The following is an 11,367-nucleotide window of genomic DNA, read 5'->3' as shown; positions in this document are numbered from 1 at the left end:
CCCTCGACGTCGAGCGCGGCGAGCGTGCTCGCCCGGTGCAGGAAGCCGTCCTTGTCGCCGCTGTCGGTGAGCATGCCGAACGTCGGCTTGATCCCGTCGAGCCCGCTGTAGCTCCGCGCCGCCAGCAGCGCGACGGGCGCGCGCGCCTTCTCCACCTCGGCGTCGGCCACGGTCAGCCGGGCCCTGGCCCTTTCGAGGGTGTGTCCCGCGCGTTCGAGGTGGACCCGCTCCCCGTTGTACGCCTCCACCGCCCGCTCCGCCCCGGCCGCCAGGTCGTCCAGCCGCGCCTGGGCCTTGGCGAGTTTCGCGCTGGCCCGTCCCAGCTCCTTCGAGCGCTCCCGTACGACGTGCCGCGCCTTCCGCACGTCCCCGGGCCCGGGTGCGGCGTGGGCCGGCGGGCACAGGGTGGCGATCAGGCAGGTGATCATGAAACCGGTCCTGATGGCGTACATGTTGCACACAGTTCCCAGCGGTCACTCTACGCAATCCTGTACCGGCATCAACACAGGCGAAACAGACGTTCTATCCATGGTCTGCCGCCCTGCGGAAGCGGGCCGGCGCCCCGTGGATAGGTGAACACCGGTGTCTGCGTCTCGTACGCGGCGTGCAGCTCGGCGGCCTTGCACCAGTCGGCGCACACGCGGGCCACGGCCCAGGCCGCCGCGATGGCCGGACGGGAGTCCGGGTGGCGGTCGAAGGTCTGGAAGAGCGTCATCGTGGCGGCCGCGGCCACCGTGCCGTCGCCCGGGTAGGCCGTGCCGGCCAGGTAGGGGGCGGTGACCCGGCCGCCGTGGCAGGTGCCGAGCGCCCAGGTCCAGTTGGCCAGCACCAGCGCGAGCACGGCGTCGGGGACGCGGGCGGCGGCCCCGTACATGCGCTCCTGGCGGGGGCCGGTCAGGCGGCGCGAGGTCCACAGCCAGCCGAACTCGGCGGGCGGCTCGCTGCCCGCCAGCCACGACAGGACCGCCAGGCCGCGGGCGGTGCGCAGGCGGCACAGCTCAAGGATGTCGCGGAGCATGCGCGGGCTCTGGTCGAGCCAGGTGGGCCAGGGCACGGCGTGGCTCCTGGGCACCAGGGCGGCCAGCCGGTCGGTGACCGGGAAGGGACAGACCCTACGGCCGAGCTGGGGGTCCTCACGCAGGTGGTACGCCTTCACTCGGGGCTCAGCCGGCGGGGACGGAGGTCACGGTCGGGGTCACGGCAGGAGGCTCGCTCGGGGTCGTGCTCGGGGGCGCCGAGACGGTCGGGGCCTGGGTCGGCGCCGGGGTGCCGACAGGGCACGGAACGGGACGCCGGCCGCAGGGGCGGTCGGGGCGGTGCTCACCCGGATGCCCGCTCGACCCCTTGCCCGGACGGCCGTGGTGCCACGGGCCGCCCTGGTGCTCCGGACGCCCGTCGGGGCCCTGGGAGGGGCCCTGGGACGGGCCTTGGGACGGACCGGGGGCGGGATCCCGGGCCGGGGTCAGCGTGCCGGGCGTGGGGGTCGCCGTGGGGGCCGGGACGATCGGCTCGCCCGGGTCGGCGGCCGGCCTTGTCGGGTCGCCTCCCGGCGTGACGGCGCCGATCGAGGCCGGCGGGTTCAGGGTGGAGAGCGCGCCCAGCGGCATCGTGGCGGTGCTGTCGAGGACGGGCTCGGCGGTGATCGGCAGGTTCTGCGGGTCGGGCCGCCACGGCAGGCTGACGCCGGGCGGCTCGCCCGCCGACGGGAGGGCAGCGGAGGTCCCGCCGGGGATGATCCCGCCCGTCCCGAACTGCTGGAAGATCACCGCTATCGCCACCACGGTCGCGACCGCCGCCATCGTGCCCGCCACCGCCTGAGGCCACCTGCGAGCCCGTCGCCGCTCCGCAACGGGAAACCCGGCGTTGTCGAGCGCCCCCGAGCGCCGGGCCACGTAACGCCGGTAGGGCAGCAGGTCGGGGTCGGCGAAGCCGCTCAGCACCCTGACCTTGAGCGCCTCCGGCAACGGGATGCGGGGCAGCAGGTCGTACACCTTGGCCGCCGAGAGCTGGCGGGTGCGGTGCGGCGAGCAGGTCAGGCAGCGCGCCAGGTGCCTGACCAGCAGCTCGCGCATCTCCGGGGTCAGCTCGCCGGAGAAGCCGGTCAGGACGCGGGCCCGTCGCGGGCAGTCGTACGGGCCCTTCCTGGCCAGGATCTCGGCGGTGATCGCGTCGCGCAGCCGTTCGTGCGCGTCCTCCTGGGCGGTCTCCACCAGGCGCGCCGCGACCCCGAGCACCGCGGCGACGTCCTGGGTGGACAGCTCGTGCCTGGCCGACAGCTCCAGCACCTCGCGGTCGCCGGGCGGCAGGCTGTGGATGGCGTACCAGGCCATGACCCGCAGGTCGGCGTCGGCGGGGTCGTCGGGCGGCGGCGCCTCGGCCAGGGCTTCGTCCGCGCTCGGCGGCGCGGACGTCCTGCGGCGCAGGCACGCGCCCCGGGCCAGGGCGTACAGCCAGGGGCGCAGGCGGGCGGGGTCGGTGAGCGCGCCGATGTGGGCCTCCGCCGCGATCATGGTGTCGCGGAGCGCCACCTGAGCGCTGTCGGAGCTGAGGAGAAGGGACCAGCAGTATCGGTGGATGCCCTCGGCGTACGCGTCGTAGAGCGCGGCTAGGGCACCCGGGTCGCGGGCACGGAGTGCCTCGACCAGGGCGCGGTCATTCATGTGACCGAAGGTAATGGATTGGTAACTAGTAGTTCTACCACTTCTCCAGGAACAGCCTTATTTGCCGAACAAAGCTGCCCGATTTATGTGCTTATTTGATGGCGGCTATTGTTTGTGCTCGGACATGGCCCGGCTGCCGCGATCCACCGCGAACGGCTCGGTCGTCGGTTTGGTCGTGTGCATCGGCACCGCGCCGCCCAACGCCAGGTCCTCGAAGGGACGCCCGGTCGAGCCCCAGGTCCGCGCGGTGATGTCGGTCCTGGCCACCGTGGTCCCCGACGGCAGCCCCTCGACGGTCAGGATGAAACGGGGCGGGCTGCCCGCCTTCACGTCGTCGACGAACGTGCTGCCGCCGCCGAGCAGTTTGCCGGCCTTGTCGCGCAGCAACGCGTTCACCACGAGGCTGCTCGCCGACAATTGATAGGGATTGTCGACATATCCGGTGATGAGATAGGAGCCGTCTTTCTGGCGCAACGTCTGCGCGCGCGAGACGGGAAACTGCTTGAACGCCGACGCGATGCGCGCGGCCGGACGCCACTGGGCGGGACGGTACTCGATCGTCACCTTCGCCGGCTTCCGCGCCGTCGTGGCCTGGCCGGTGAAGGCCAGCGAGCCGCCCGGCGGCACGGCGTCGAGCGGCTGGTCCATCCGCACGACCTCGGTGCCGCCCGCGTCACGGCCGACGACGGTCGCCACCACGTGCTCACCGAAGTGCCACGGGTTGGCGTTGCTGAGGATCCCCGCCCAGTTGATGGCATAACCGTCGGACGCCTTGACGACGTTCGACACCTGCTCCTTGAGGGCGAGGGGCTTGAGCTGCTGTTCTGACCGCTCCTCGCTGGAGCATCCGGCTAGGCAGATCGCCCCGAGTGCGAGGAGGCTGACGGTTCGGCTACGCGGGATCACTTTGCCGTGATAGCCGGTTCATGGGCACGTCAGGGAGGGGACACGCGCTCACCGTACGAAAGCTTTAACGCGAGCCCCTTCCCTTTAACGCGGGCGCACCACCCTGGCCTCGTCCCAGACCGGGGACGGCGACTCGTAGACCGTGCCGTCGGAGCCGAACACCAGGTAGCGGTCGAAGTCGGCGGCGAACCAGCGGTCGTGGGTGACCGCCACCACCGTGCCGTCGAAGGCGTCCAGGCCGCTCTGCAGCGCCTCCGCGCTGGCCAGGTCGAGGTTGTCGGTCGGCTCGTCGAGCAGCAGCAGCGTCGCGCCCGACAGCTCCAGCAGCAGGATCTGCAGCCGCGCCTGCTGGCCGCCCGACAGCGTGTCGAAGCGCTGCTCGGCGATCAACCCGGCCAGCTCGTAGCGGGCCAGCGTCTTCATCGCCTCGTTCTTGAGCTTGGCGTGCTCGGTCATGACGATCTCGACCGGCGTGCGGCCGAGCAGGTCGGGCCGGGCGTGCGTCTGCGCGAAGTGGCCGGGCACCACGCGGGCGCCGAGCTTGGCGACCCCCGAGTGGCCGATCGGCTCGCCCGCGAGCAGCCGCAGGAAGTGGGACTTGCCCGAGCCGTTGGAGCCGAGCACCGCGACGCGCTCGCCGTACCAGACCTCCACGTCGAACGGGCGCATCAGGCCGGTCAGCTCCAGTTCCTCGCAGACGACCGCGCGTTTGCCGGTGCGGCCGCCCTTGAGGCGCATCTTGATGTTCTGGTCGCTGGGGGCCGTCTCCGGCGGGCCCGCCTCCTCGAACTTGCGCAGCCGGGTCTGGGCGGCGTGGTAGGCGGCGGCCATGCCGTCGTTGTACCTGGCCTTGTTCTTCAACATGTTGACCAGGGCCTTGAGCTTGGCGTGCTCCTCGTCCCAGCGCCTGCGCAGCTCGTCGAGGCGTTCGTTGCGCGCCTTGCGGGCCTCCGCGTACGTCGAGAACCCGCCGCCGTGGATCCAGATGTTGCCGGACTCGACGGTGACGATGCGGTCGGCGGAGTTGGCCAGGAGCTGGCGGTCGTGGCTGACCAGCAGGACCGTCTTGGGCGTCTCCCGCAGCGCCTGCTCCAGCCATTCCTTGCCGGGCACGTCGAGGTAGTTGTCCGGCTCGTCGAGCAGCAGCGTCTGGTCGGGGCCGCGCAGCAGCGCCTCCAGGACCAGCCTCTTCTGCTCGCCGCCGGACAGCGTCGCCACGTCGCGATATTTCACGTTGTCGTAGGGGACACCGAGCGCGGCGACCGTACAGGTGTCCCAGAGCACCTCGATGTCGTAGCCGCCGGCGTCGGTGTAGTCGGTGATGGCCTGCGCGTAGCGCAGCTGCGCCTTCTCGTCGTCGCGCTCCATCATCACCAGCTCGGCCTGCTCCAGCCGCTCGGCCGCCGCCCGCACGGCCGGGGGCGCGACGCTCAGCAGCAGGTCGTGGACCGTGCTGCCGTCGCGGACGCTGCCGACGAACTGCCGCATCACGCCGAGGCCGCCCGAGCTGGCCACGCTGCCCTCGACCGGCTTGAGGTCACCGGCGACCAGCCGCAGCAGGGTGGTCTTGCCGGCGCCGTTGGGGCCGACGAGCGCGGCCTTGACGCCCTCGCCGATCCGGAAGGACACGTCGTCGAGCAACGGCCGCCCGTCGGGCAGCACGTATGTCAGGTGACCGATCTCCACATGTCCCACTGGATCTTCCCTCTCGCGCGAACAGGCACGATGAGCAAGGGTAGGCATCGACATCGGCCCCTGGCCACAGGATATTCCCGGCCGGGCCCGGTGTCAGGACTCGCCGTCGACCAGGCCCGCGTCGTGCGCCAGCAGGCCGGCCTGGGTGCGGTTGGACAGCTCCAGCTTGGTCAGCAGCCGCGAGACGTAGCTCTTGACGGTGGACTCCGACAGGAACAGCTCGGCGGCGATGTCGGCGTTCGTCAGCCCCCTGCCGAGCGCGGACAGCAGCTCGCGCTCCCGCTCGGTCAGCTCCGCCACCTTGTCGCGGGCCGCCCCGTGGCCGCCCGACCTGGCCAACAGGCGCTGGACCGCGATCGGCGACAGCACGGTGTGACCGGCGGCGGCCACCCTCACCAGGCTGATCAGGTCCTCCGGCGGCGTCGACTTGACCAGGAACCCGCAGGCCCCCGCCTCCAGCGCGCTCAGCACGTGCGCGTCGGAGTCGAACGTGGTCAGCGCCACCACCGCCGGGGGCGAGGCCAGCCCGCCGATCTCGGCGGTGGCCGCGATGCCGTCCACGCCGGGCATCCTGATGTCCATGAGCACGACGTCGGGCCTCGTGCGCAGCACCGCCTCGACCGCCTCGGCGCCGTCCTCGGCCTCGCCGACCACCTCCAGGCCGGGGCCGCTGGCGAGGATCGTCCGCAGGTGGTGGCGGACCATCGGGTCGTCGTCCACGAGCAGGACCTTGATCGTCGCCCCCTCAAGGGCGGGGCCCGCGGTCATCGCTCCCCCACGGGCCGGTCGGGCTCCCCCACGGGCCGGTCGGGCTCTCCCACGGGCAGGCCGGCCCGTACGCGGAACCCGTCGCCGGACGGCCCCGCCTCGAAGGCGCCGCCGAGCATGGTGACGCGGCGGCGCAGGCCGTCGAGACCGGTGCCGGACCCGGTGGCCGACAGCGACGGGTCGGCGGGCCGCGTGGCCGGACCGTTCTCCACTTCGATGGTCATGGTGTCGTGACCGTATCCGACGGCGATCCGCACCGGCGCGCCCGGCGCGTGCTTGCGGGCGTTGGTGAGGGCCTCCTGCACGAGCCGGTACGCGGCGCGGGCGACGGCGGGCGGCATCGGCAGGGGCTCGCCGGTGGTCTCCAGGTCCGCGTCACCGGCGAGCGTACGCAGGTCGTCGTCCACGGCCACCTTGGCCACGGCGGCGGCGCGGTGATCGGTGAAGGTGTCCTGGCCGCTCCTGAGCACGCCGATCAGCTCGCGCAGCTCGGCCAGCGTGCGCGCGCCCGCCTCCCGGATCCGCTCCGAGGCGTCCCTGATCGTGTCGTCGGCGCTCGACACCTTCAGCGCGCCCGCCCGCAGCACGATCTCGGTGACGTGGTGGGTGACGAGGTCGTGCATCTCGGACGCCAGCCGCTGCCGCTCGGCCGCCGTCGCCCGCTCGGCCAGCAACTCCTGCTCCCGCTCCGCGCTCCGGGCGCGTTCCGTCAGCAGCTCCTGCTCGCGCTCGGCGCTCCGGGCGCGTTCCGTCAGCAGAAGCTGCTCCCGTTCGGCGCTCTCGGCGCGCTCGCGCAGGGACGCCAGCAGGTCCTGGCGGGCCTTGAGGTAGAGCGCGACCAGCGCGGGCACCAGCCCCGTCGACAGCCCGGAGGAGATGACCGGCCAGCTCGGCTCCCACAGGCGGGTGGCCATCACGGTGAACGCCGCGGTGATCACCAGCGCGGTGGCCCGGGGCAGGGTGTGCACGGCGAACCAGAGGATCACCGGCGTCGAGGCCGGCACGGTCGCGAGCATCGGCGGGTCGGCCACCGTGAGCACCCCCGGCGCCACCTGGTCGGCCACCGCCCGCAGCACCGCGACGGCCAGCGCCAGCGACGACACCGCCAGCGGGAACCGGTACACGACGATCAGGGCGGCGTCCACGACCAGGTTCGCGGCCAGCTCCACCGGCGCATCCGCATAAAGCAGGATGTGGAGGGTGGCGAAGGCGGCCGCGACCACCACCAGCACGAACCTGGTCATGGGGTCCAGAAGTCACACTTGTGCGAGACGGCGGCCCGCTCCACGGCACCGCTCCCCGGCTCCGAGGTGATCACGCGCACCCTCCCGTCCCACTCCGGCCAGCCCTTGCCCGGACTCCCCGTACGGGCGAACGTGGTCCACGCCTTGACCATGCCGTCGGCCACCGCCCGCTGCGTCGCGGTCAGCGGCACGTGCTTGCCCTCCAGCGAGATCGGCTTGTCCTTGACGTCGAACAGGTAGGCCAGCTCACTGGCGTGCCCGGCCCCCGTCCGGAAGCCCGGCAGCGACGGGATGAACGGCGGCGCGGTCTCATCCGCGAACTCATACCCGTAGACCTTGGTGTGACGCGCCAGCGCCGTGTCGGCCCGCACGTGCGGGCAGGCGAAGATCGCGTCGGTGTAGGCGGCGGCCCAGTTCTCCGCCGCGCTGGGGTAGCCCTCGCGCGGGTAGGCGCGCCGCACGGCCGCCGCCTTGCCGCCGAAGCCCTGGACGAGCAGGTCGTCCAGGTTGTCGTCCGTCACCGGCTTGCCGAGCAGGTTGGCCACACTGGCGAACAGCAGCGCCTCCTCCTTGGTGTGCCCGGACAGGACCGGCACCCGGTGGAACCGTCCCGCCTCCAGGTCCCGCACGGGGTCGCCGACCGCGGCGGTGAAGAGCCCGGTCTGGCCCAGCAGCTTGCTCACCGGCTGGCGGCGCAGGCAGTCGAGCGGCTGGTCGCCGGGGCAGCCGAGCGCCTTCGCCGCCTTCATCGTGGCCTGGTACGCCTCCTGCCGCGAGCGCCAGAACGGCGACGCGGGCGAGCCGGGCGCGGCCGCGCCGGGCAGCAGCGTCGTGCCGCAGGCGCCGCTCTGCATGATCGCCTTGTCGAACAGGCCCGCGCCGGAAGGTGAGGCGAGCTGGCCGCAGACCGCGACGCCGCCGCCCGACTCGCCGAACAGCGTCACGTTGCCCGGGTCGCCGCCGAAGGCCTTGGCGTTGCGCTTGACCCACCGCAGCGCCGCCTGCTGGTCGAGCCGGCCGAAGGAGCCGCCGCCCGGCATGCCCGGCAGCGCCGCGTACCCGAGCGTGCCCAGCCGGAACTCCACCGTGACCACGATCACGTCACCGGTGACGGCGAGGCGGCGCGGGTCGTAGGCGCTGCCCGCGCCGGCCGTGAACCCGCCGCCGTGCAGCCACACCATGACCGGCTTGCTCGCGCCGCCCTTGTCGGGGACGGTCACGTCCAGGTAGAGGCAGTCCTCCTTGTCGCTGCTCTCGGCGGGCGAGGAGCCGGCCTGCGGGCACGCCGGGCCCGACCTGGCCGCGTCGCGCGTGCCGCTCCAGTGCGCGACCGGCTGGGGCGGCCGCCAGCGCAGGTTCCCGACGGGTGGGCGCGCGTACGGGATGCCGCGGTAGCGGTGCACGTCCCCGTCGTGCACCCCCTTCACCAGCCCGCTGTCCAGCCGGATCCCTTCCGGCCGGCCCCCTTCCGGCGAATGCGCGCACGCTCCGGTGAGGCTGAGTGCCAGTGCCATGACGACGCTCTTGACCGTGTTCTTGACCATGTTCTTGACCATGGGAAAAACGCTAGGAACAGGGCCGTCGTCCCCGTCACGGCCGAAAGTTGTCTCCTGCCGCCCGAACGTTGCGTGGAACGGAGTGGAACGCCTCCCTTTCAAAGGAACGGGAGGAGCGCGATGTCACAACCGCTGCGGGAGAACCGGTGGGCCTACGGCGCCCTGTGCGTGGTCTTCACCACGGGCATGACGGCGATCATGACCGACCAGTACGGCATCCTCATGGGAATCGTCGCGGGACTGGTGGAGGGGGCGCTCCTGCTGCCCAGCGTGATCTCCAACGTGCGGACGGTGACGTGGTTGCGCCGTCATCCGTGGGCCTTGGGACCGATGAGCATGGCGGGGTTCGTCCTGGTGGCGATGGCCGTCCCCATCGGGCCGCCGGTCTACTCCGTCGCGGTCGGGTGCGGCGCCGGGGCCGTGCTCGGGGTGGTCTTCTTCCTGGCGCATCGCACGGATCGCACAGAGCCTATGGACATAAAGTGATCTAATCACTAGAACTGTAGGGAGCTCCCCCTCCCTACAGGACGCGAGTGATGACAAGATTCCGGTCTGCCCTCATCCCCCTGGCCGTCGGGCTGCTCAGCCTCACGGCCGTGCCGCAGCAGGCCATGGCCGCGCCGCCCAAGCCGGTGCCGTCCATGTCCGCCCAGGCCACCGCTCCGGTCCCCTCGCGAGCCACCAAGCCGGCCGCGTGCGCGCCGACCGTCAAAAGCGCGTCCGTCGACGCCAAGCTGACCAGCCTGTTCACCAACTACGGCAACGACAACAGCCGCCTCGACGACTGGACCGGCGCCGACGGGACCTACTCGGTGCGCCTGCCCGGCGGCCGGGAGCTGTGGGTCTTCTCCGACACCTTCCTGGGCCAGGTCAACCCCGACGGCAGCCGCCCGCCGGTGGTCGAGGAGGGCGGCACGACCGTCTTCCTGAACAACTCCTTCGCCGTGGAGAGCAACGGCAGGCTGTCCACGATCCACGACGGCACCGCCGCGAAGCCGACCGCGGTGATGCCGCCGCGCGACCAGAGCCACTGGTACTGGGCCGGTGACGCCACCGTCGTGGGCGGCATCGTGGAGGTGACCTACCAGGAGTACGAGCGGTTCGGCACCGGGCCGTGGGACTGGCGCTGGCACCGCAACGTGGTCGCCAGGTTCGCGCAGGGCCGGCTGAACAAGCCGCTCAGCGTGCACGACCTCCCGTCGGCCGCCGGCGTCTCGTGGGCCTCGGCCATCCTCAAGGACGGCCCCTACACCTACGTGTACGGGGTGGAGGACCTCGGCTCGCCCAAGTACATGCACCTCGCCCGGGTGCGCGGCCAGAGCCTGCTCGGCCGGTGGGAGTACCTCAAGGCCGACGGCACCTGGTCGCAGAACGAGGCCGACTCGGCGCGGGTGATGGACGGCGTGGCGAACGAGTACAGCGTCACCAGGATCGGCAACGCCTACGTGCTGATCACCCACGACACGACCGAGGTCCTCAGCCCGCACATCGTGGCGTACTCCTCCTGCTCGCCGGCCGGCCCGTTCACCGGCAAGCAGGCCGTCTACACCACCCCTGAGACCAGCGGGAACATCTTCACCTACAACGCCCACGCCCACCCTGCCGTCCGCGGCGACGGCAAGGGGCTGGTGGTCTCGTACAACGTCAACAGCTTCGTCAACACCGACCACTACCGCGACGTGTCGATCTACCGTCCCCGCTTCATCGACGTGAGCTTCGGTTGACCGCACGCAACTGGGCGGCCCGCCTGCGGCACGTCGTGATCGACGGGCTGCGGGCGGTCGTGCTGGAGAACGAGCGGCTGCGCGTCACCGTCCTGGCCGGCAAGGGCGGCGACGTCGTCGAGTTCCTGCACAAGCCGACCGACACCGACCTCGTCTGGCTCTCGCCGCAGGGGCTGCGCGACCCGCGTGAGCACCTGCACGGCGCGGCCGACGACGTCGCCCAGTTCACCGACCACTACGAGGGCGGCTGGCAGGAGGCCTTCCCCAACGGCGGCGCGCCCAGCGAGTACCGGGGCGCGCGGCTGGCGCAGCACGGGGAGGTGGCCGGGCTGCCGTGGCGGGCCGAGGTGGTGGCCGACTCCGAGGAGGAGGTCGCGGTACGGCTGAGCGTGCGCACGCGGCGGCTGCCGTACGCGGTGGAGAAGACCTTCCGCCTCAGGGCGGGCACGGCCGCGCTGGAGATCGAGGGGCGCGCGACCAACGAGGCCGGCGTCGAGCTGCACGCCATGTGGGGGCAGCACATCGTGTACGGCCGGCCGTTCCTGCGGCCCGGGGACCGGATCAGGCTGCCCGAGGGGGTGCGGGTGATCCCGCACGAGGGCGCGATCAACCCGCTCGGGCGGCTGGTCAAGGCGGGCGGGCCGTGGGAGTGGCCGGTGGTGCCCGCGGACGGCGGCGGCGAGGTGGATCTCGGCGTGGTGCCGGAGCGCGGGTCGCCGAGCGAGATCGTGTACCTCACCGGCTTCTCCGAGGGCTGGTACGAGATTTCCGGAAAAATCGGGATGCGGGTGGAGTGGGATGCGACGCTCCTTCC

At 72.2% G+C, this 11,367-nt stretch carries 11 protein-coding genes; 3 read left to right on the top strand and 8 right to left on the bottom strand.

The annotated features are described in order from the left end of the window. From KME77_RS05540 to KME77_RS05505, 8 genes are all read right to left on the bottom strand, one after another. On the bottom strand, positions 1-452 hold a 452-nt coding region (locus KME77_RS05540; RefSeq protein ID WP_372451138.1), incomplete at its 3' end, for a coiled-coil domain-containing protein. A 47-nt stretch (positions 453-499) separates the two neighbouring features. Continuing rightward, on the bottom strand, positions 500-1,156 hold the full coding sequence (locus KME77_RS05535) for a hypothetical protein (RefSeq protein ID WP_219462597.1): 657 nt from the start codon (positions 1,154-1,156) through the stop codon (positions 500-502). A 7-nt stretch (positions 1,157-1,163) separates the two neighbouring features. Beyond that, positions 1,164-2,660 (bottom strand): RNA polymerase sigma factor, encoded by a 1,497-nt coding sequence (locus tag KME77_RS05530; RefSeq protein WP_219462595.1) that lies wholly within the window; start codon positions 2,658-2,660, stop codon positions 1,164-1,166. 105 nt (positions 2,661-2,765) lie between these two features. After that, positions 2,766-3,566 (bottom strand): hypothetical protein, encoded by an 801-nt coding sequence (locus tag KME77_RS05525; protein WP_219462592.1) that lies wholly within the window; start codon positions 3,564-3,566, stop codon positions 2,766-2,768. 84 nt (positions 3,567-3,650) lie between these two features. Then, positions 3,651-5,261: an ABC-F family ATP-binding cassette domain-containing protein gene (locus tag KME77_RS05520; protein WP_219462591.1), complete on the bottom strand. Its 1,611-nt coding sequence runs from the start codon at positions 5,259-5,261 to the stop codon at positions 3,651-3,653. A 93-nt stretch (positions 5,262-5,354) separates the two neighbouring features. Next, a complete protein-coding gene (locus KME77_RS05515) occupies positions 5,355-6,029 on the bottom strand; it encodes a response regulator (protein WP_219462589.1) in 675 nt (224 codons plus the stop codon). Further along, entirely contained in the window at positions 6,026-7,273 is a 1,248-nt protein-coding gene (locus tag KME77_RS05510) for a histidine kinase (RefSeq protein WP_219462587.1), read from the bottom strand. The genes KME77_RS05515 and KME77_RS05510 overlap by 4 nt, the downstream gene beginning before the upstream one ends. Next, positions 7,270-8,829 (bottom strand): carboxylesterase/lipase family protein, encoded by a 1,560-nt coding sequence (locus KME77_RS05505; RefSeq protein WP_219462586.1) that lies wholly within the window; start codon positions 8,827-8,829, stop codon positions 7,270-7,272. The genes KME77_RS05510 and KME77_RS05505 overlap by 4 nt, the downstream gene beginning before the upstream one ends. Positions 8,830-8,949: 120 nt before the next feature. Here KME77_RS05505 and KME77_RS05500 point away from each other — a divergent pair, with 120 nt between their 5' ends. The 3 genes from KME77_RS05500 to KME77_RS05490 form a co-directional block, all read left to right on the top strand. Further along, positions 8,950-9,315, top strand: a complete 366-nt coding sequence (locus KME77_RS05500; RefSeq protein WP_219462584.1) for a hypothetical protein — start codon at positions 8,950-8,952, stop codon at positions 9,313-9,315. 50 nt (positions 9,316-9,365) lie between these two features. Beyond that, positions 9,366-10,553 carry a DUF5005 domain-containing protein gene (locus KME77_RS05495; RefSeq protein WP_219462581.1) on the top strand — a complete coding sequence of 396 codons (1,188 nt, stop codon included), beginning with the start codon at positions 9,366-9,368 and terminating at the stop codon, positions 10,551-10,553. Then, positions 10,550-11,367 (top strand): DUF4432 family protein (locus KME77_RS05490; RefSeq protein WP_219462580.1); only part of this gene is annotated, 818 nt, incomplete at its 3' end. The genes KME77_RS05495 and KME77_RS05490, both read left to right, overlap by 4 nt.

The sequence above is a fragment of the Nonomuraea rhizosphaerae genome, assembly GCF_019396405.1.
In the GTDB taxonomy this organism is placed as follows: Bacteria; Actinomycetota; Actinomycetes; order Streptosporangiales; family Streptosporangiaceae; genus Nonomuraea; species Nonomuraea rhizosphaerae.
The sequence above is the reverse complement of the archived record's forward strand: the minus strand, read 5'-3'. Positions and strand labels throughout refer to the sequence as shown.

Bases quoted from the DNA above. Each gene is read 5' to 3' on its own strand.
- KME77_RS05530 (WP_219462595.1), bottom strand. From the start codon at position 2,660: ATGAATGACCGCGCCCTGGTCGAGGCACTCCGTGCCCGCGACCCGGGT.
- KME77_RS05515 (WP_219462589.1), bottom strand. From the start codon at position 6,029: ATGACCGCGGGCCCCGCCCTTGAGGGGGCGACGATCAAGGTCCTGCTC.
- KME77_RS05510 (WP_219462587.1), bottom strand. From the start codon at position 7,273: ATGACCAGGTTCGTGCTGGTGGTGGTCGCGGCCGCCTTCGCCACCCTC.
- KME77_RS05505 (WP_219462586.1), bottom strand. From the start codon at position 8,829: ATGGTCAAGAACATGGTCAAGAACACGGTCAAGAGCGTCGTCATGGCA.
- KME77_RS05500 (WP_219462584.1), top strand. From the start codon at position 8,950: ATGTCACAACCGCTGCGGGAGAACCGGTGGGCCTACGGCGCCCTGTGC.
- KME77_RS05495 (WP_219462581.1), top strand. From the start codon at position 9,366: ATGACAAGATTCCGGTCTGCCCTCATCCCCCTGGCCGTCGGGCTGCTC.